Source organism: Streptomyces sp. NPDC002032 (genome assembly GCF_042890765.1).
Taxonomy (GTDB): Bacteria; Actinomycetota; Actinomycetes; order Streptomycetales; family Streptomycetaceae; genus Streptomyces.
In genome coordinates, this window is the sequence record NZ_JBIASM010000003.1 from 290,290 (window position 1) to 309,396 (window position 19,107).

21 protein-coding genes and 1 pseudogene are annotated in these 19,107 nt (G+C 72.6%); 10 read left to right on the plus strand and 12 right to left on the minus strand.

Features of this window, described 5'->3' with window-relative positions; translation table 11 throughout:
* Positions 1-18: 18 nt before the first annotated feature.
* The 6 genes from ACFYYT_RS09430 (at position 19) to ACFYYT_RS09455 (ending at position 6,214) form a co-directional block, all read left to right on the plus strand.
* Positions 19-720: a 4'-phosphopantetheinyl transferase superfamily protein gene (locus ACFYYT_RS09430; protein ID WP_351816513.1), complete on the plus strand. Its 702-nt coding sequence runs from the start codon at positions 19-21 to the stop codon at positions 718-720.
* A gap of 511 nt (positions 721-1,231) precedes the next feature.
* Complete coding sequence (locus ACFYYT_RS09435; protein ID WP_351816510.1) at positions 1,232-1,663, plus strand: GNAT family N-acetyltransferase; 432 nt, start codon at positions 1,232-1,234, stop codon at positions 1,661-1,663.
* 124 nt (positions 1,664-1,787) lie between these two features.
* On the plus strand, positions 1,788-3,125 hold the full coding sequence (locus ACFYYT_RS09440; RefSeq protein WP_388607313.1) for a S8 family serine peptidase: 1,338 nt from the start codon (positions 1,788-1,790) through the stop codon (positions 3,123-3,125).
* Positions 3,126-3,356: 231 nt separating this feature from the next.
* Positions 3,357-4,649, plus strand: a complete 1,293-nt coding sequence (locus ACFYYT_RS09445) for a hypothetical protein (RefSeq protein ID WP_351830222.1) — start codon at positions 3,357-3,359, stop codon at positions 4,647-4,649.
* Between the two features lie 92 nt (positions 4,650-4,741).
* On the plus strand, positions 4,742-5,815 hold the full coding sequence (locus ACFYYT_RS09450) for a WxL protein peptidoglycan domain-containing protein (RefSeq protein ID WP_351830224.1): 1,074 nt from the start codon (positions 4,742-4,744) through the stop codon (positions 5,813-5,815).
* Between the two features lie 198 nt (positions 5,816-6,013).
* Positions 6,014-6,214, plus strand: a complete 201-nt coding sequence (locus ACFYYT_RS09455) for a recombinase family protein (RefSeq protein ID WP_351830227.1) — start codon at positions 6,014-6,016, stop codon at positions 6,212-6,214.
* 351 nt (positions 6,215-6,565) lie between these two features.
* Here ACFYYT_RS09455 and ACFYYT_RS09460 read toward each other — a convergent pair whose 3' ends face one another.
* The 11 genes from ACFYYT_RS09460 to iolC form a co-directional block, all read right to left on the minus strand.
* The gene (locus ACFYYT_RS09460) at positions 6,566-7,033 is read right to left on the minus strand and encodes a hypothetical protein (protein WP_351830229.1); all 468 of its coding nucleotides are present in this window, start codon (positions 7,031-7,033) and stop codon (positions 6,566-6,568) included.
* Positions 7,034-7,113: 80 nt separating this feature from the next.
* Positions 7,114-7,338: a DUF397 domain-containing protein gene (locus ACFYYT_RS09465; protein ID WP_351830232.1), complete on the minus strand. Its 225-nt coding sequence runs from the start codon at positions 7,336-7,338 to the stop codon at positions 7,114-7,116.
* A gap of 50 nt (positions 7,339-7,388) precedes the next feature.
* Positions 7,389-7,607, minus strand: a complete 219-nt coding sequence (locus ACFYYT_RS09470; RefSeq protein ID WP_351830259.1) for a hypothetical protein — start codon at positions 7,605-7,607, stop codon at positions 7,389-7,391.
* A 6-nt stretch (positions 7,608-7,613) separates the two neighbouring features.
* Positions 7,614-7,805, minus strand: a complete 192-nt coding sequence (locus ACFYYT_RS09475) for a hypothetical protein (RefSeq protein ID WP_351830234.1) — start codon at positions 7,803-7,805, stop codon at positions 7,614-7,616.
* A 77-nt stretch (positions 7,806-7,882) separates the two neighbouring features.
* Positions 7,883-8,716 carry a helix-turn-helix transcriptional regulator gene (locus ACFYYT_RS09480; protein ID WP_351830237.1) on the minus strand — a complete coding sequence of 278 codons (834 nt, stop codon included), beginning with the start codon at positions 8,714-8,716 and terminating at the stop codon, positions 7,883-7,885.
* Positions 8,706-9,230 (minus strand): DUF6879 family protein, encoded by a 525-nt coding sequence (locus tag ACFYYT_RS09485; protein WP_351830239.1) that lies wholly within the window; start codon positions 9,228-9,230, stop codon positions 8,706-8,708. The genes ACFYYT_RS09480 and ACFYYT_RS09485 overlap by 11 nt, the downstream gene beginning before the upstream one ends.
* Positions 9,214-9,420, minus strand: a complete 207-nt coding sequence (locus ACFYYT_RS09490) for a hypothetical protein (RefSeq protein ID WP_351830242.1) — start codon at positions 9,418-9,420, stop codon at positions 9,214-9,216. The genes ACFYYT_RS09485 and ACFYYT_RS09490 overlap by 17 nt, the downstream gene beginning before the upstream one ends.
* A 195-nt stretch (positions 9,421-9,615) precedes the next feature.
* Entirely contained in the window at positions 9,616-11,115 is a 1,500-nt protein-coding gene (locus ACFYYT_RS09495; protein WP_351830245.1) for a CoA-acylating methylmalonate-semialdehyde dehydrogenase, read from the minus strand.
* A gap of 10 nt (positions 11,116-11,125) precedes the next feature.
* Positions 11,126-13,000 (minus strand): 3D-(3,5/4)-trihydroxycyclohexane-1,2-dione acylhydrolase (decyclizing), encoded by a 1,875-nt coding sequence (gene iolD / locus ACFYYT_RS09500; protein ID WP_351830248.1) that lies wholly within the window; start codon positions 12,998-13,000, stop codon positions 11,126-11,128.
* The gene (iolB, locus tag ACFYYT_RS09505) at positions 12,997-13,803 is read right to left on the minus strand and encodes a 5-deoxy-glucuronate isomerase (protein WP_351830262.1); all 807 of its coding nucleotides are present in this window, start codon (positions 13,801-13,803) and stop codon (positions 12,997-12,999) included. The genes iolD and iolB overlap by 4 nt, the downstream gene beginning before the upstream one ends.
* 7 nt (positions 13,804-13,810) lie before the next feature.
* Positions 13,811-14,752 (minus strand): 5-dehydro-2-deoxygluconokinase, encoded by a 942-nt coding sequence (gene iolC, locus ACFYYT_RS09510; protein ID WP_351830251.1) that lies wholly within the window; start codon positions 14,750-14,752, stop codon positions 13,811-13,813.
* Between the two features lie 135 nt (positions 14,753-14,887).
* On the opposite strand from iolC, the gene ACFYYT_RS09515 reads away from it, so the two are divergent.
* From ACFYYT_RS09515 to ACFYYT_RS09525, 3 genes are all read left to right on the plus strand, one after another.
* A complete protein-coding gene (locus ACFYYT_RS09515; RefSeq protein ID WP_351830254.1) occupies positions 14,888-15,802 on the plus strand; it encodes a sugar phosphate isomerase/epimerase in 915 nt (304 codons plus the stop codon).
* A 19-nt stretch (positions 15,803-15,821) separates the two neighbouring features.
* A complete protein-coding gene (locus ACFYYT_RS09520) occupies positions 15,822-16,838 on the plus strand; it encodes a Gfo/Idh/MocA family oxidoreductase (protein ID WP_351830257.1) in 1,017 nt (338 codons plus the stop codon).
* Between the two features lie 323 nt (positions 16,839-17,161).
* Positions 17,162-17,362 (plus strand): MerR family transcriptional regulator, encoded by a 201-nt coding sequence (locus ACFYYT_RS09525; RefSeq protein ID WP_266577242.1) that lies wholly within the window; start codon positions 17,162-17,164, stop codon positions 17,360-17,362.
* Between the two features lie 55 nt (positions 17,363-17,417).
* Here the strand turns inward: ACFYYT_RS09525 and ACFYYT_RS09530 are convergent.
* Positions 17,418-18,633, minus strand: a pseudogene (locus tag ACFYYT_RS09530) (cation:proton antiporter).
* Positions 18,634-18,787: 154 nt separating this feature from the next.
* Between ACFYYT_RS09530 and ACFYYT_RS09535 the strand changes: the two are divergent.
* Positions 18,788-19,021: a heavy-metal-associated domain-containing protein gene (locus ACFYYT_RS09535; protein WP_351823446.1), complete on the plus strand. Its 234-nt coding sequence runs from the start codon at positions 18,788-18,790 to the stop codon at positions 19,019-19,021.
* Positions 19,022-19,107 lie beyond the last annotated feature (86 nt).

The following is a 19,107-nucleotide window of genomic DNA, read 5'->3' on the forward strand; positions in this document are numbered from 1 at the left end:
CTCGTCTACTCTCATCGGGTGAGCGAGTACGTGAACCAACTCGACGGGGCCACACCCTCGGCCGGTGTGCTCCCGGTCGGCACCGGAGTGGCCGTGTGGTCGCTGGACACCACGCGCGAGGTGATCGGCGGCCACGAGACGGCCGGGGCGGTCCCGCTGCTGGACGCGGCGGAGCAGGACCGGCTCTCGCGTCTGCTGCGCGCGGGGGACCGGCGCAGCTATCTGGCCTCCCACCTGGGTCTGCGGGTGCTGCTGGGCGCATATCTGGGCCTGGCGCCGGAGAAGGTGTCGCTGGTGCGCGAGGACTGCCCCTGCTGCGGCGGGCCGCACGGCCGCCCCGCCGTGGCCGGGGGCGCGGTGCACTTCTCGCTCTCGCACAGCGACGACATGGCGTACTTCGCCTTCGCGGGGGTTCCGGTCGGCGTGGACATCGAGGGGCTGCCGAGCGCGAGCGCGGTGGACGACGTCCTCGCCACCCTGCATCCGGCGGAGACGGCCGAGCTCACCGGCCTGCCCGCGGCGGAGCGGCCGGCGGCGCTCGCCCGGGTGTGGTCCCGTAAGGAGGCCTACCTCAAGGCCACCGGTACCGGGCTCGCGCTGGGCCTGGCCGAGCCGTACGTGGGCTCGGCGTCCACCCCGGCGCCGGTGCCCGGCTGGACCCTGCGCGACCTCTCGGCGCCCGACACCTACGCCGCCGCCCTCGCCCTGCGCACCGTCTGACCCCCAGCCACCGGGCCCGCCCGGGCCCGGCCGCGGGCCGCCCGGACAGCACGGCTCCGGATGCCCCGTCGGTGCCGACGGTGAGCGCCCGGGGATCCGGGGCCAGGAACCGCACCTCCCCCACGCCTGTGAATCCCGCCGCGGCGGCGGACATCGCGTACGGCTCGTGCCTGCCCCACAGGGTGGTGGCACCGAGGCCCCACTCCGTCCGGGCGGCCCCGAGGGCATTCATCTCGGCGTGGGCCGGCGGTGCGGGCCGGCGGCGTGCCCCGCAACGGCCCCACGCCCGGACCGGCTTCGTACGCCCCGTCGCAGTCTCGGCGAGCACCGCTCCCGCCGGATCCATGAGCACCGGCCCGTCGGCCGGACCCCGGCGGCCGGCGCCTCGTGGGCCAGGGCCGGCGCCCGTCGCACCGCCTCCGGCGCGGACCGCCACGCCGGCCCGGACTCCCCGCCCCCACGCACCGTCATGTCCGCATGATCGGGCCCCGGACCCCCTAGGGTCACCGCCATGGACATCCGACGTGCCGACACCCCCACCGAACTCCAGTCCGCCGAAGGGCTCTTCGACGGCCCCGCCCGCGAGGAGTGGTCGCGCCGCTTCCTCGACTCGCCGGGACACCTGATGCTCATCGCCTACGTCGACGGCGTACCCGCCGGCATGGTCTCCGGCATCGAGATGACCCACCCCGACAAGGGCACCGAGATGTGCCTCTACGAGCTGTCCGTGGACGAGGGCTACCGGCGGCGCGGGATCGGCCGCGCCCTGACCCTGGCGCTCGCCGAGGAGGCCAAGGCGCGCGGCTGCTACGGCATGTGGGCGGGCGTCGACATCGACGACGAGCCCGCGCTGGCCACGTACGGCTCCGCGGGCGGCGAGGACGAGGGGTTCTTCACGATGCGCGGCTGGGACCTCGGTCCGGGGGCGACCGCGAGCCCGTGACCCCCGGGCGGGGGCGGCGGGGGCCGGTCCGGATCCCGCGACGCGCCCCCTGCGGCGGCGTGTCGCGGGGCCACTCGGAGCACCCTCCGCGCGCGGAGGCCGGGCGCGGCCGAGCATCGGGCGCATGACCGCCATGACCGCGCTCCTCCCGGCCGCCGCCCTCCTCGCGGCGTCCACCGTCCTGCCGCCGCACAGCGCCCACGCCGCCGACGCGCCCACCGCCCCCTACGTCGTCGTCCTCAAGGACACCACCGCCCGCGCTCCGGCCCGTGCGCTCGCCGCCGAGGCGGCGCAGGCGGGCGACCGGGTCGGCGCGGTCTACGACGCCGCCCTCAGCGGCTTCGCCGTGCGCACCACCGCGGCCCGCGCCGCCGAGCTGTCCGCCGACCCCCGGGTGGCCTCCGTGGAGCCGGATACGGTCTACCGGCTCTCCGACCCGCCGGACCCCGCACCCGCCGCCGTGCCCACACCGGTCGCGCCCCCCGCCCCCGTCACCGCCCCGGCCCCGGCCGCCGCGCCCACGCCCACCCCGGCCACCGCGCCCGCCCCCGCCCCGGCGCCCGTCCCCAGCGCAGCCCCCGCGCCCGTCCCCGTCCCCGCGGCCGTGGTCCAGGCGGGCGCGCCCTGGCCGTTGGACCGCATCGACCAACGGGAGCTGCCGCTCGACGGCGGGTACACGTACGCCACCCGGGCGCAGGGCGTCACCGTCTACGTCGTCGACACCGGGATCAACACCCTCCACCAGGAGTTCGGCGGCCGGGCCCGGGCCGGCTACAACGCGGTGTGGACGGAGGGCGCCGCCGACTGCAACGGCCACGGCACGCACGTCGCGGCGACCGTGGGCGGGGCGACGTACGGGGTCGCGAAGGGGGTCTCCCTCGTCGGCGTGAAGGTGGCCGACTGCCGCGGCGACGGGCGCCTGTCGGCGATCCTGCGCGGCCTGGACTGGATGGTGAAGGACGCCGTCAAGACCGCGGCGAAGGGCGGACCGGTCGTCGCCAACATGAGCATGGGCGGCACCCGCAGCCGCGCCATGGACGCGGCGGTGACCCGCGCGGTCGCCTCCGGGATCACCTTCACCGTGGCCGCCGGGAACGCCGGGAAGGACGCCTGCGGCGGCTCCCCCTCCGGCGTCCCCGCCGCCCTGACCGTCGGCGCGACGGACGCCGCCGACCGCCGCCCCGCCTTCTCCAACCACGGCCGCTGCGTGGACATCTCCGCGCCGGGCGTGTCCGTCATCTCGGCCTGGAAGGGTTCCGCGACCGCCGTCGCCCGCGCCACCGGCACCTCGATGGCGGCCCCGCACGTGGCGGGCGTGGCCGCGCTGATCCTGGCGGGCGGCACGGCACGGACCCCGGAGCAGGTGCGCCAGGCCCTCGTGCGAGGCGCCGTCTCGGACCGGATCACGGGCCTGCCCGCGGGCACCCCGAACCTCCTGCTGCACGTCCCGACGGACCGCTGAACCCCCCTGCGCCCCACCCGCCACCGGCCCCGGCCGGTCACCGACCGGTCGGTATCCGATGTCCCGTCCGACCAGGCCTGATGGGACATCAATGTCTGTGTGCTTCGGGCGAAAACAATCCATTGACTTCTCATGACCGCGACGCGTCAATGACGGCCATCCGCACCGGCTCAACCTCCTCCCCACAGCGGGTGGGGGGAGGGGTTCGTCTGACGAAGGAGTCGCGACCCAGTGAGTACAACGTTCCGACGAAGAGTTCTGGCCGGGGCGGGCGCCCTTTCCCTGGCCCTGACGGGCGGTGTGGTGGCCCTGACGGGGACGGCGCAGGCCGCGACCAAGACCACTCCGGTCTTCATGAAGTGCGTCGCCCCCGCGCCCCAGCCGGGCGCCAACGGCAACCAGGACTACACGGTCACGCTGCCGGACACGGCCAAGGCCGGGCAGAGCGTGCCGATCACCATCGACCCCGGTGAGACCCCGGTGGTCCCGATGTTCACCATCGACACGGTCAACACGATCAAGGCGAAGCTGCTCGTCGGCGGGGTCGCCCAAACGGTCACCAGCGCGGCCGTCCCCAGCCACCAGGAAGCCGGCAAGAAGGCCGACCCGCCCGCCTTCAGCGGGAACATCACCATCCCGGACGGCACCGAGGGCACCACGCTCCAGATCACCCTCGACCAGGTGATCACGGACGCGGACCTCGGCGGCACGGTCTACACGACGACCTGTACGCCGGAGCCGCGCCCCAGCGCCTCCGTCGGTTCGGTCGCCGTCGAGGCCCTGCCCAAGGACCCGGTCACCACCAAGCTGACGCCCAACAGCGGCAAGGCCGGCACCGCCGTCACCGCCACCGGCGCCAACTTCCCGGCCGGCCCGGTCACCTGCTCCGCCCTCCTCGCGGGCGCGGCCACCGGGGACACCGGTACCGGCACGGCGGACGCCTCGGGCGCGGCCACCTGTGCCATCACCGTCACCAAGAAGGCCGACGCGATCAGGATCGACGGTTCGGTGGCCCCGGCCAAGCCGTTCGTGTTCGTCGAGGAACAGGCGGGCGTACAGAACCCGGTCGACGTCGAGGTGCTGCCCGGTCCGCTGGCCCTCGGCCCGAAGGACGGCCAGCCGGCCGTCAGCTTCGGCGCGGTGACCATCAACGGCAAGGCCCAGTCGGTGTTCGGCGCGTTCAACGCCGCGACCGTCCAGGACTTCCGCGGCGGCAGCCTCGGCTGGGACGTGACGGCGACCCGTACGCCGTTCCTGAACCAGACGACCGGCCACTCGATGGCGAAGGCGCAGATCGGCATCCAGCCGTCCTGCACCGTCACCAACCCGGACAGCCCGAGCACCTGCACCGCCGGTGCGCCGGGCGCGATCACGGACTCCCCGATGAAGGTCGCCTCCCAGGCGGCCGGCGGTGACGAGCTGACCGGCGGCGAGTTCGCCGTGGGCGGCGCGGCGATGCTCCAGCTGCCGCCGTTCATGTTCGCCGACACCTACCAGTCGGTCGTGACCTTCTCGATCGCCTGACCGGGCCCGGACCGGCCCGGGGTGGTGCGGCGCCGAGGCGTCGCACCACCCCTTTCGTTCTCGCTCCGCGCCGCGACTGGAGAGACCCGCCCATGCGCCTGCGTACCCTCCCGACCCTCCGGACTCTCCGGACCCTCCCGCACCTCCCGTCCCTCCCGCGCGCCCTGCTCGCCGGCCTGTGCGGGCTGCTGCTGCTCCCCGCCCTGACCGCCACCACCGCCACGGCCGCGGACAACGGCACCTGGGGGGTCTTCCCGACGCCCGCGGCCGGGGCCGCGATGACCGACCGCGCGTACTTCTTCCACCAGGGCGAGGCCGGGGGCACCGTCAGCGACAGCGCGACGATCCTGAACTCCTCCGACCAGGCGCTGACCTTCCAGGTCTTCGCGACCGACGCCGTCAACACCCCGTCGGGGGGCGCGTTCGCGCTGCTGCCCGTCGAGACGAAGCCCAAGGACGTCGGCACCTGGATCGCGCTCGGCCCGGCGGCGGCGAACACGGTGACGGTGCCGCCCAAGGGCCGCGCCGACATCCCGTTCACGGTGAAGGTGCCCGCGGACGCCACTCCGGGCGACCACGTCGGCGGGATCGTGGCGCTGAACACCGCCGTCGAGGGGGTGCGCAAGGACGGCAAGGTACAGGTGGGGGTGCGGCGTTCGGTCGGCGCCCGGCTGTACTTCCGGGTGCCGGGGCCGCTGACGCCGGGGCTGAGCGTGGAGGACGTCCGGGTCAGCCGGGGCGCGCCGCTGCTGCCCTGGACGAAGCCCGCCCGCGCGACGGTCTCGTACGCGCTGGTCAACCGGGGCAACGTGGTGGTCGAGCCGAAGGTGTCGGTGTCCGCGCGGGGGCTGTTCGGACGGCGGGTGCTGGACCGGCCGGGCCGGGAGGAGAAGCTGGTGCTGCTGCCGGGGCAGCGGGTCGAGCTGACCGAACCGTGGGCCGACTCACCGCAGCTGGACCGGGTGAGCGTCACCGTCGCGGCGAGCGCGGCCGCCTACCCCGGCCTCTCCCCTTCTTCGGGTACGGATTTCCTCGCCGTGCCGTGGCCGGCCGCCGGGGCCCTCCTGGTGCTGGCGGGGGCCGCCGTCGCCGCCCGGCTGCTGCGCCGGCGCCGCTCCGCCCCCCGCCGGACACAGCCCGCCCCGGACCTGGCGCCCACCCCCTGACCCAGAGCCCCCGCCCCGCCCGGCGAACCCCCGGACAGCAGGAACCCCCGGCCGGTGAGGGTTGGCCGGGGGGCTGCCGTACGGGGGCGCCTCGTCGGGGCACGGCGCCCGGGGCGCGGGGCGTCAGTGGTTGCGCGGGAACCGGAGGTGACTGGATTACCGCATCACAGGATGCGGGGCCTGCGGGGCCGACAGAGAGTGTCGATATGGCCCCGCGCGCAACTCGCTGCACGCATCAGCGACGACAAGAACGACAGCAACAGGATCGAGGCCCAGCTAGAGGACCAGCGGGCCTGGGCTCTCGCTGGTGGCCACACCGTAGCGGGTGAGGTCGAGGACCGGACCGTCTCCGGTTCCGTGAACATGTACGACCGGCCGAAGCTCGGCAAGTGTGACTAAGTCCCGCGCATACCTTTGACGCCATGCCCGCTGGGCTGGCGGAACGCCTCCGTACGGATACAAGAAGGTCAAGAACGTCCCCCGGGCCGAAAACAGCCAGTGTGAAACCTGCGGTATTTGGCTGGAGGCAAACCCCGCTATGTGCGCGACGCCCATGGCAGGGCCATGCTGCGGGGCCGTGACTACGTGGTGGAGCTGGACGAGTCGGGACGCTTCGAGTTCCGGCGTGTAGCCAATGACGACCCGAACTGGTCAGCGATCCGCCTGGGCTGTCCTGACCCGCGCCGCGGCGCAGCAGGTAGGACGGGACCAACGGCCCTGCCGGCCACAGGGCCAAGGTCCCGCTGCGGGCTACTTGCCGAGCGGACAGGGCAGGCCGGGTTCGACTCTGTTCGGGGAGCACGTCACCAGGGCGACGGAGTGAAAAACGGTCCCTTTGATGTAGTGGCCTAGGGACACATCCCCACCCCACGTCAGCCGCTCTACGGCGGACTTCACCAGGACCACCAGTCGGGTTGCATCGGCGTCTTGAGCCGAGGCGAACCGGGCTGCGAACTCCGCCAGTTGGAGACCAAGCCACTTCCCCGCCTCCTTTGGCTCCGCCCACGTCCCGCGTACCACGGAGGGCGGCTTCAGCAGCCAGTGCGCCGTCTGGATCGGCGGCATGCCGGAGCTAGGGAACTCGGCGACAGCCTGTCGGTATCGACCGATGACCTCTTGCGGGCTGCCAGCAGTCGGAGGCTCGCCTGGAGGGCGCCGGGCACCCTCCCTGTCGAAGTCCTGCTTCTCCCCCAGCCATGCGTAGCCGTGGTGGTGCACTGCTGCTCCGTTCCTGGGAATGATGACGGCCCCACCCGTCGGCGTGAGGGCAGGGCCGTCTGTTCAGGTGGTGCGGTAGATCAGGCGGAGAGGTCGAACCGCGCGGGGTTGATGCCCGCCGCGTCCAGTTCCGCCGTCGTGAAGCGCAGCGGCTGTACGTCCGACCGCTTGCTGTCACCCAGGGCCCACGCGTCAGGGCCGATCTTGGCGAGGGTCACGCACGCCTCGCCGTCCGGGTGGGTGTTGCCTCCGCAGGCCTTCGAGAAGGAGGCGGTGTCGATGTTGAGCGCGTACAGATCGGTCATGGGTGCCCTTCCTGATCTGCTTGACGGCCCCGTGAGGCCGTCCCCCGCCCTCAGTGGGCGGAAGTCTTCGTGCCCCTCAGGACTTCGGCTATCTGCTCCACCACGTCAGCCGGAAGCATCCCCAGGTGGACGTACGGAAGGCCGTTGAAAGTCACCGTGGGACGCATTCCCGTCCACGTGGCCTCAGGGATGCCGAGAGCGGCCAGGGCCGCACGGAAGGATTCGAGCGCGTCGGTCGCTCGCGTGTGGCCGTCCCGCCAGGTCTGCATGTCCACTCAGACCCCCACGGTCTGCCTGTAGCTGACGGCGGGCGCACCGGACGTGCGGTCAACGGCCGCCCGCCGGACGGGTTCGAGCGGCTGGACCTTGCGCTTGCAGGCCGAGCACTCGCGGCCGGGCGCAAAGGTCAGGTACTCCCACACGTTCCGGTCGAGCTGCGGGGTCTCCGCCGTTTTCACCTTTGCCATGTCGGGCCCCTCCCGATTGCCGTTCGGTACTCGACAATGTTCGGGCCCAACAGGCTCCCACTGAAGCTTTATTAGCGTCATCGGGTAAAGACGCTGGACCATTCGTTCAGGCGTTCCCTCGCTTGCTCTCCGAACAAGGCGTGCTGCTGGAATGTCGCAAACTCGGCAAGGTACGCGGAAACGTCTCGGTGATCTCGAAATACCATCACACCGGTAGACGTTTCCACCGTGGCGATGCGGTCGTCGTAGACGGTGAAGACGTTCAACGGTCCGGGCATCACGCCAGGGCCGATTGGGATTACCCCGATCCGAACATTGGAGAGGCGTGTCAGTGAAGCCAGTCGATCCATCTGCATGGCCAGAGCGGCCGGAGGGATGAGGGGCCATCTCACAGCCTGCTCAGTCAGGATGAACGTGAACTGCTTGGATCCGTCATAAAGGACGGCCTGCCGCTCAAGCTTCTTGGCTACTGTCTTGCTCTGATCTCCAGGCACGTCCGCGATGCTGGCCCGCACATACTCCGGCGTGGCCAGGAGCCCTGTGATCATCGTCGGCAGGAAGTAGCGGAACTCTGTGGACGACTTCTCGAAGCCGGCCAGCTCATTCTGTCGCTTATCCAGTCCCCTACGACGGGAAGACCAGGCGTCTTTCCATTCGATGTTAGCCATCCGAGCTAGCGACATCACCTCGGTTACGAGGGACGTCGGCGCATCAAGGGCCCGGAGGATTAGTTCCACCTCCACCAGAGCTGGGGTCAGCTTCCCGCTCTCGATGTTGCTGACTTTCGTCTGAGACATGTTGCAGCGCTGAGCGAGCCGGGTCTGAGTCCACCCGGCCCGTTTCCGCAGCGTCTTTAGCGTTTGTGCTAGGTCAGCCCTGGACTCCCCTAGCTGCTGGGGGTCAAACGTCAATGCCCTTCACGTACTCCTCAAAGGGCACCGACTCGACGATGGCGATGCGCTGGTACTCGATGAACGGAGCCAGGTCGCCTTCAAAGACCTCGCGGCTGATCTGCCGCCCGTCCGGGTGGTAGTTCATCAGTACCACTTCGGAGCGGTCGAACATCCAGAAATCTTGAACGCCCTCAAGCGGGTTCGTCCGGTCGGTCACATCGAGGATGCGGATCTGCTCACCGGCCAAGGCGTGAGGCGCGTAGTACTGGGAGAACTCGAATCGCAGGTAGTCAGAGAGCGGCTGGGTCAGGATGTGTACGCGGCCCTGGGGGCGGCCCTCGGCGGCCTGCTGCCGAAGTCGATCGGTGTACTCGTTCGAGACCGCGTGAGGGTCGATGCGGGCTCCGGCTTTGAACGCCCGGAACTCTTCCTCCTCCTGCGGCATGAGGTACTGCGGCAGGGTCTCCAGGCGCCACGCTTCGACCGTGAAGCGCTCGAACCTGGATCGCCAGGCGTCACCATCCAAGAGCACGGAATGCCTCCCTCAGCACAGCCTCGGGGATCTCGACGAGCCCCTCCCCCGCCGGGGGCTGGAAGGCCGTGGACACGTCTCCCTGCACGATGATCGAGCCGCTCGGAGAGACGTACACGTTGGGGCAGTCGTCCTTACCGCAGGTGCCGTTCCCGTTGCCGGTGAGCCTGGTCAGTTCCTCACGAGCCATGGCGAAACCCCCTTGTAGGGCAGCCCGGTTGGGCTGGTGACCATGACCGTACGAGGGGCTGCGGCCCGGCGTCCATGCGGTCTCGCCAATATTCGCGTAGTCGCATAAAGACGGGGCCGGAACAGCAGGAACCCCCGGCCGGTGAGGGTGGCCGGGGGGCTGCCGTACTGGGGCGCGGGCGCGGGGCGCCGGGCGTCAGTGGTTGCGGGGGAAGCCCAGGTCCACGCCCGCCGGGGCGTCGGCCGGGTCCGGCCAGCGGGTGGTGACGACCTTGCCGCGGGTGTAGAAGTGGATGCCGTCGTTGCCGTAGATGTGGTGGTCGCCGAAGAGGGAGTCCTTCCACCCGCCGAAGGAGTGGTAGCCCACCGGCACCGGGATCGGCACGTTGACGCCGACCATGCCCGCCTGGATCTCCAGCTGGAAGCGGCGGGCCGCGCCGCCGTCGCGGGTGAAGATCGCGGTGCCGTTGCCGAACGGCGAGGCGTTGATGAGGGCCACGCCCTCCTCGTAGGTCTCGGCGCGCAGCACGCACAGCACGGGGCCGAAGATCTCGTCGCGGTAGGCGTCGGAGTCGGTCTTGACGTGGTCGAGCAGGGACAGGCCGATCCAGTGGCCGTTCTCCTTGCCCTCCACCGTGTAGCCGGTGCCGTCCAGGACCACGTCCGCGCCCTGGGCGGCGGCGCCCTTGACGTAGGAGGCGACCTTGTCGCGGTGGGCGGCGGTGATCAGCGGGCCCATCTCGGAGGCCGGGTCGTTGCCGGGGCCGATCTTGATCTTCTCGGCGCGCTCGCGGATCTTCTCGACGAGCTCGTCCGCGATGGCGCCGACGGCGACGACCGCGGAGATCGCCATGCAGCGCTCGCCGGCGGAGCCGTAGGCGGCGGAGACGGCCGCGTCGGCGGCGGCGTCCAGGTCGGCGTCCGGGAGCACCAGCATGTGGTTCTTGGCGCCGCCCAGCGCCTGGACGCGCTTGCCGTTGGCGGAGGCGGTGGTGTGGATGTGGCGGGCGATCGGGGTGGAGCCGACGAAGGAGACGGCCGCGATGCCGGGGTGCGCGAGCAGGGCGTCGACGGCGACCTTGTCGCCGTGCAGGACGTTCAGGACGCCCGCCGGCAGGCCCGCCTCGGTCGCCAGCTCGGCGAGCTTGTTGGCGGCGGAGGGGTCCTTCTCGCTCGGCTTGAGGATGAAGGTGTTGCCGCAGGCGACGGCCAGCGGGAACATCCACATCGGCACCATCGCCGGGAAGTTGAAGGGGGTGATGCCCGCGACCACGCCCAGCGGCTGGCGGATGGAGGCCACGTCCACGCGGCTGGAGACCGAGGTGGACAGCTCGCCCTTGAGCTGGGTGGTGATCCCGCAGGCCAGCTCGACGATCTCCAGGCCGCGCGCGACCTCGCCCAGCGCGTCGGAGTGCACCTTGCCGTGCTCGGCGGTGATCAGCTCGGCGATGGCGTCGCGGTTGGCGTCCAGCAGGGCCCGGTAGGCGAAGAGCACCTTGGTGCGGGCGGCCAGGGAGGACTGGCCCCAGGAGAGGAAGGCCTCCTGGGCGACGCGTACGGCGGCGTCGACCTCATCGGCCGAGGCGAGGGCGACCTGCGTGGTGACCTCGCCCGTCGCCGGGTCGGTGACCGGGCCGTAGTTGCCCGACGCGCCCTCGACGGTCTTGCCACCGATCCAGTGGTTGACGGTCTTCATGCTTGCTCCTTCACAGATGGCGACGTCGCTGCGCGGCTTGCCGGTCGTACTCGTCACGGGCTCCGGCCGCCGACGCACGGGTCGCGGTCTCGGCCACGGGAACATCCCACCACGCCTGTGCCGGGGGTGGGCCCGACACAGTGTCGGGTGTTCGGGTCTGTGCGTAGACACATGTGGGCCGGTCCGCCGACCGTGCCTCGGCGAGGGCTTTGCGCAGGTCACCGAGGGTGTGGGTGCGGATGGTGGCCATGCCCAGCGAGGCCGCGTTGGCGGCGAGGTCCAGCGGGAGGGGGGCCCCGTCGTAGGCGCCGTCCGGCCCCCGGAAGCGGTACGCGGTGCCGAAGCCCTCGCCTCCCACCGCCCCCGACAGGCCGCCGATGGACGCGTACCCCTGGTTGTCGAGGATCACCAGCCGGACGGGGATCCGCTCCTGGACGGCGGTGACGATCTCGGTGGGGTTCATCAGGTACGTCCCGTCGCCGACGAGCGCCCACACGGGGCGGCCCGGCGCGGCCAGGGCGGTGCCGATCGCGGCGGGGATCTCGTAGCCCATGCAGGAGTAGCCGTACTCGACGTGGTACTGGTCGGCCGAGCGGGCCCGCCACAGTTTGTGGAGGTCTCCGGGCAGCGAGCCGGCGGCGTTGACGAGGATGTCGGTGCCGTCCACGAGGGCGTCGAGCAGGCCGAGGACCTGGGCCTGGGTGGGCGGCCGGTCCTCGTCGCGGGCGGGCACGGCGTACGCGGCGTCGACGCGCGCCTCCCAGTCGGCCTTCGCGGCGGTGTACGCGGCGACGTACCCGTCGGCGGCCCGGTGCCCCGGGAGCGCCGCGAGGAGCTCCGCGAGCCCCTCGCGGGCGTCCGCCACCAGCGGCAGGGCCGCGAGCTTGTGCGCGTCGTAGGGGTCGAGGTTGAGGCCGACGAACCGGACGCCGGGGTCCTGGAACAGCGTCCCGGAGGCGGTGGTGAAGTCGGTGAGCCGGGTCCCGGCGGCGATGACCAGGTCGGCCCGTCGGGCCAGCCCGTCGGCGGTGGCCGTCCCGGTGTGCCCCACGCTGCCCACGTCGGCGGGGTGGTCGTACGGGAGGACCCCCTTGCCCGCCTGCGTGGTGGCGACCGGGATCCCGGTGGCCTCCGCGAAGGCGGCGAGGGCCTGCTGGGCGGCAGAGTGCCGGATCCCGCCGCCGGCGACGATCAGGGGGCGGGCAGCGCCCCGTACGGCGTCGGCGGCCCGGGCCAGCTCGGTGCGGTCCGGGCGCGGGCGGCGCACGCCCCAGAGGCGCTCGGCGAAGAACTCCTCGGGCCAGTCGTGGGCCTGCGCCTGTACGTCCTGCGGCAGTGCGAGGGTGACGGCCCCCGTCGCGACGGGGTCGGTGAGCACCCGCATCGCCTGGAGGGCGGCCGGGACGAGGGCCTCGGGACGGGTGATCCGGTCGAAGTGGCGGGAGACGGGACGCAGCGCGTCGTTGACGGAGACGTCGCCCGCGTACGGGACTTCGAGCTGCTGGAGCACCGGATCGGCGGGCCGCGTCGCGAAGGTGTCGCCCGGCAGCAGGAGCACCGGGATCCGGTTGACGGTGGCGAGCGCGGCCCCGGTGACGAGGTTGGTCGCGCCGGGGCCGATGGAGGTGGTCACGGCGTGCGCGGACAGGCGCCCGCTCTGCCGGGCGTACCCGACGGCGGCGTGCACCATCGCCTGCTCGTTGCGGCCCTGGAGGAAGGGCATGGCCCCGGGCCCGCTCTCCAGGAGGGCCTGCCCGATCCCGGCGACGTTGCCGTGGCCGAAGATGCCCCAGGTGGCGGCGATCAGCCGGTGGCGGTGCCCGTCGCGCTCGGTGTACTGGGCGCTGAGGAAGCGGATCAGGGCCTGGGCGGTGGTGAGCCTCACGCGCGGGCCTCCGTACGCCGAGGGAAGGGCAGCCGGGGGTCGACGGCCGCGTCCGCCCAGGTGTCCCGGATCCAGCCGTGGTCGGGGTGGTCGCGGATGAGCCACTCGCGTGCGGCGTCCGGGCCGGCCATCACGTTCAGGTAGTACATGTCGTGGCCGGGCGCGGCGATGGAGGGGCCGTGCCAGCCGTCGGGGATGAGGACGGTGTCGCCCGAGCGCACCTCGGTGAGCAGGTCGGTCTTCCCGGCCGGGGAGGGGCTGACGCGCTGGTAGCCGAGGCCGGGGACGTCGCCGTGCGGCGCGATCTCGTAGAAGTAGATCTCCTCCAGCCGGGATTCCTCGCCGGGGTGGTGCTCGTCGTGCTTGTGGGGCGGGTACGAGGACCAGTTACCGCCCGGGGTGAGCACCTCGACGGCGATCAGCCGGTCGCAGGGGAAGACCCCCGCCGCGGCGAAGTTGTTGACCTGCCGCGAGCAGGTGCCCGCGCCGCGCAGCTCGACGGGGACGGCCCCGGCGGGCCCGTAGCGGGCGGGCAGCCGGTTCCCGCACCGCGCCCCCGCGAGCGCGAAACGGCCGCCGCGCGCCGAGGTGACCTCGGCGCGCCCGTCCCGGGGCAGGTAGGCGAAGTCGGTCGGCCCGTCGAACACGCCGGGGCGCCCGCGCAGTTCGAAGGCCTCCGCCTCCGGGCAGCGGACCCGGCAGCCGCCCGACAGCGGGAGGACGATCCACTCCGCGTCCCCGCAGTCGTGGGCGTACGTCTCCCCCGGCGCGAGCTCCAGGACCCGCAGCCGGGTCAGTTCCATGCCCGTCTCAGAGACCACCGGCACGGTCCAGCACCTCCTCCACCTCGTCGGCGAACGGCATCGCGGTCGAACACGCCAGCCGGGAGGCCACGATCGCGCCGGCCGCATTCGCGTGGCGCAGCACCCGTTCCAGGTCCCAGCCGGCCAGCAGCCCGTGGCACAGGGCGCCGCCGAAGGCGTCTCCGGCGCCGAGCCCGTTGACCACCGTCACCGGCATCGGCGCCACTTCCACCGCGCGTCCGTCGCGGTGCACGGCCAGCACGCCCCGCGGTCCGCGTTTGACGACGGCCAGTTCCACCCCGGCGGCGAGCAGCGCCCGCGCGGCGGCGTACGGCTCGCTCTCGCCCGTGGCGACCGCGCACTCCTCGGTGTTGCCGACGGCGACCGTGGCGAGGGCGAGGGCCTTGTCGTACCAGGGCTGCGGGGGTCCGTCCCACAGCATCGGCCGCCAGTCCAGGTCGAAGACGGTCGTACCGGACTTCGAGCGGGCCTCCAGTGCGCCGAGGGTGGCGCTGCGGCTCGGCTCGGCGCTGAGCCCGGTGCCCGTCATCCAGAAGACCCGCGCGGCGCGCACCGCCTCCCGGTCCACCTCGTCGGGTTCGATCTCCAGGTCGGGGGCCTTGGGGAACCGGTAGAAGTAGAGCGGGAAGCGGTCCGGCGGGAAGATCTCGCAGAAGGTGACGGGCGTCGGGTAGCGGGACACCTCGCCCACCCACCGGTCGTCGACGCCGAATCCGCGCAGCTCGGCCCGTAGGTAGGCGCCGAAGGGGTCCGCCCCGGTACGGGTGATCACGGCGGTGCGGCGGCCCAGCCGGGCGGCGGCGACGGCCACGTTGGAGGGGGAGCCGCCGAGGAACCGGCCGAAGGTGTCGGCCTCGCCGAGCGGTACACCGGTCTTCAGCGGGTAGAGATCCACCCCGATCCGTCCCATCGTGATCAGGTCGAACACGGGCCCGTCGCCTTCTCTGGCCGGCGCACCTGACGCTTCTGTCACTCCCGTCGCTTCCGTCACTTCTTCCTCTCCTCGCTCCGGTCCCATCCTTCTTCCCCGTGGGCCCGGACCTCGCACCCTAAGGTGGCCGTCATGACCTCCTCCCCCTCCCCGTTGACCCGTATCCGCGTCGGTTCGGCTCCGGACTCCTGGGGTGTCTGGTTTCCGGAGGATCCCGGCCAGACCCCGTGGGAGCGCTTCCTCGACGAGGTCGCCGACGCCGGGTACGAGTGGATCGAACTCGGCCCCTACGGCTACCTGCCCACCGATCCGGCCCGGCTCGCCGACGAGACCGCCCGGCGCGGGCTGAAGGTGTCCGCCGGGACCGTCTTCACCGGACTCCATCACGGGCCCGCCGTCTGGGAGCAGACCTGGGAGCACGTGTCGCGGATCGCCGCGCTCACCCGCGACATGGGCGCGGAGCACCTGGTGGTCATCCCGTCCTTCTGGCGCGACGACAAGACCGGCGAGGTGCTGGAGGACCGGGAGCTGACCCCCGGGCAATGGCGTGAACTGGCCTCCCAGACCGAGCGGCTGGGCCGGGAGGTGCGGGAGCGGTACGGGCTGCGGATCGTGGTCCACCCGCACGCCGACACGCACGTCGACACCCCCGCGAACGTGGCGCGCCTGCTGGACGCCACCGATCCGGAGCTGGTCTCGCTGTGCCTGGACACCGGGCACTACGCGTACTGCGGCGGGGACAGCGTGAGCGCGATCGAGACCTTCGGCGAGCGGATCGGCTACCTCCACCTCAAGCAGGTGGACCCGCGGATCCTCGCCGAAGTGAGGGCCGGGCAGCTGCCCTTCGGACCGGCCGTGGCGCGCGGGGTGATGTGCGAGCCGCCGTCCGGGGTACCCGCGCTGGAGCCCGTACTGGCGGCGGCGCAGCGGCTCGGGGTGGACCTGTTCGCGATCGTGGAGCAGGACATGTACCCCTGCCCGCCCGACCGGCCGCTGCCCATCGCCCGGCGCACGCGGTCCTACCTGCGCTCCTGCGGCGCCCGTTGACCCCCTGGAGGAGACACACATGAGCGGCACCCTCGGCATCGCGGTGATCGGCACCGGGAGGATGGGCTCCGACCACGTCCGGCGCATCGGCACGACGGTGGGCGGGGCACGGGTGGTGGCCGTGGCCGACCCGGACGGGGACCGGGTCAAGGAGGTCACGGCGGGGCTGGACGGCGCGGGCGGGTACACGGATCCGGCCGCCGCCATAGCGGCTCCCGGGGTGGAGGCCGTACTGATCGCCTCCCCCGGACCGGCCCACGAGGAGGCGGTCCTGCTCGCCCTGGAGCGGGGGCTCGCGGTGCTGTGCGAGAAGCCGCTGACCCCGGATCCGGCGGGGGCCCTGCGGATCATGGAGGCGGAGCTGCGCCTGGGGCGGCGGCTGGTGCAGGTGGGGTTCATGCGGCGATTCGACCCCGAGTACGAACGGCTCAAGGAGCTGCTGGACGCGGGCGGGATCGGCCGGCCGCTCTTCCTGCACTGCCGCCACCGCAACGCGGCCTCGCCGTCGTTCTTCACCGCCGACATGCTGATCACCGACTCGGTGGTGCACGAGGTGGACGCGGCTCGCTGGCTGCTGGGCCAGGAGGTCACCGCCGTGACGGTGCTCGCTCCCACGCCCTCCTCGGCCGCGCCGGCGGGGCTGGGCGATCCGCGTCTGGTGCTGCTGGAGACCTCGGGCGGCGCGATCGTCGACGTGGAGATCTTCGTGAACTGCGGGTCCGGCTACCAGGTGCGCTGCGAGGCGGTCGGCGAGTCGGGCAGCGCCCGCATCGGGGACGGGCACGCGATGGTCGTCGAGTCGGGGGGCCGGTGGGGCGGGGAGATCGTCCAGGACTACACGACCCGGTTCGCCGACGCCTACGACCGCCAGCTCCGGCAGTGGGTGGCCGCGGCGGCGCGGGGGCGGGTGGCGGGACCCGACGTCTGGGACGGGTACGCGGCCGCCGCCGTCTCCGAGGCGGGGCTGGTGGCCGCCCACGGCGGGGCGCGGACCCCGGTGCGGCTGGTGGAGCGGCCGGAGCTGTACGCGCGCTGACCGCGCCGCCCGTGACGGGGGCCGTGCGACAGGGGCCGGTGTGGCCGGGCCGGTGTGACAGGGGGCGCGTGTGGCCCGGGCCGGTGTGACAGGGGGCGCGTGTGGCAGGGGGGTTCGTGTGGCCCTTCTGTCACGGGTGTCCCCCTCCTGTCACGCATGTCCCCATTACGCGGGTTTTCCGTCACAGCCGTTCGACAGGCACTCCCCTGCCCTCACCGAGCGTCGTTCTCCGGGCACAACCCGAGTGATCGTCACTGTCCACGCGCCGGCTCCCCCGACGGCCTCCCGGCCGGCCCCGCGGCGTGGACCAGGAGGTGTCGTGCATGAGCGACCGAACGCTGTGGTCGTACAAGGAGATCGCCGCCCACATCCGGGTCCAGCCGGACACCGTGCGCTCGTACCGCAAGCACGGGCTGCTCCCCGCCCCGGACCACGTGGAGGGCGGCAAGCCCTACTGGTACGCCGACACCATCCGCACCTGGGTGGCCCGCCGCCCCGGCAACCGCGGGCGGCGCGAGGACTGAGGAGCCCGGCCGCCGGGCCCGGGGCCGCCGCGCCCCGGCCGCCCGGTCCGCCCCCTCACCAGGGCTCGGCCCCGGGCCGCGCCGCACGGGGCCGCCCGGCGCCCGCGCGGGCCCGCAGCCGCAGCGCGAGCAGCGGGAAGACGAGGACCGACACCATCGCGGCGCCCACCAGGGCCGCCGCCTCCCCCGGCTGGACCTGCCCGTCCTCCACCCCGAGCGTGGTGATGGCCACCACCAGCGGCAGCGCGGTCGAACCGAACAGCACCAGCGCCGTCCGGTCCGGCCCCACCAGGTCGCGGGGGGGCCAGCAGCCAGATGGGCAGTCCGCGCACGCACAGGAACAGCAGCAGGAAGACGGGCAGCATCAGCAGCGTCCGGCCGCCGGCCAGCAGGGCGGCGAGGTCGAACTCGATCCCGGTGACCACGAAGAACAGCGGGACGAGGAAGCCGAAGCCGATGGCCTCCACCTTCGCCAGTACGGCGTCGCTGCTCTCGGGCGCCGCCCCGGTCAGGACCAGCCGGGTGATCAGCCCGGCCGCGAAGGCGCCCAGCAGGACGTCGAGCCCCAGCGCCTGGGCCAGCCCCAGCATCGCCACCAGCATCAGCACGACCAGCCGTACCGCGAACTGGGCGCTGCTGTGCAGGGTCTTGGCGATGACCTCCGAGAACCAGGGCGGCTTGGGGCGCAGCGCCCAGAAGACCGCCAGCCCGGTCAGCACCGCGAAGGCGGCGAGCAGCGCCGCCGAGCGGGCCGGCGCGCGGCCGCTGAGCAGCAGGGCCATCGCGATGATCGGGCCGAACTCGCCGACGGAGCCCACCGCCATCATCACGGTCCCGAACCGGCTCCCCAGGTCCCCCGCGTCGCGCAGCACCGGCAGGACGGTCCCGAGGGCGGTGCTGGTGAGCGCGGTGCCGATGTAGACGCCCTGGTCGAAGCCGCCGCCGCGGGCGAGCAGGGTGCCGAGGACGAGCCCGAGCGCGAGGGCGGCCAGCCAGGCCCACACGGACCGCCTGAGGGTGTCGCCCCGGACCTCGGCGAACTTGATCTCGTACCCGGCGAGGAAGATGAGCATGGCGAGACCGAGCTCGCTCAGTACGTCGATCACCTCGCCGGAACCCGCCCAGCCGAGGACGTCCGGCCCGACGAGGATGCCCAGCAGGATCTCGAAGATCACCAGTGGCACGGGAAGCCAGCGCGCCACTCCGTACGCGAGGAGGGGTGCGAGCACCGCGACCGCCATGATGAGGATGAGCGTCCCGGTATGTGACATGTATGCCATTTACTGGGGTTGAGGGGATCTTGTCCATCGCCCGCGCCCGCCGCGCCGGTCACCGGGATCCCGCCACATCGCGCCAGATGGTCGCTCAATACCCCCTAGGGGTATAATCTGGGAGCAGAGAGACACCCGCGAGAAGGAGAACGACATGACCGCCGAGACGGACACCCAGACCACCGCCGTGTACAAGGTCACGGGAATGACCTGCGGGCACTGCGAGGGCGCCGTGACCGCCGAGCTGACCGCCCTGCCCGGCGTGAGCTCGGTCAAGGCCGTCGCCGCCACCGGCGAGGTCACCGTGGTCTCCGCCGCCCCGCTCGCCGAGGCCGACGTCCGCGCCGCCGTGGACGAGGCGGGCTACGAGCTCGCCGGCCGGGTCTGAGCCCCCTCCCCCTTCGCAGTGCCCAGCCGGTCCGTACCGGCCAGCTCATACTGGTTCCGTACGGGCCGGCCATTCCCATGGAGCCG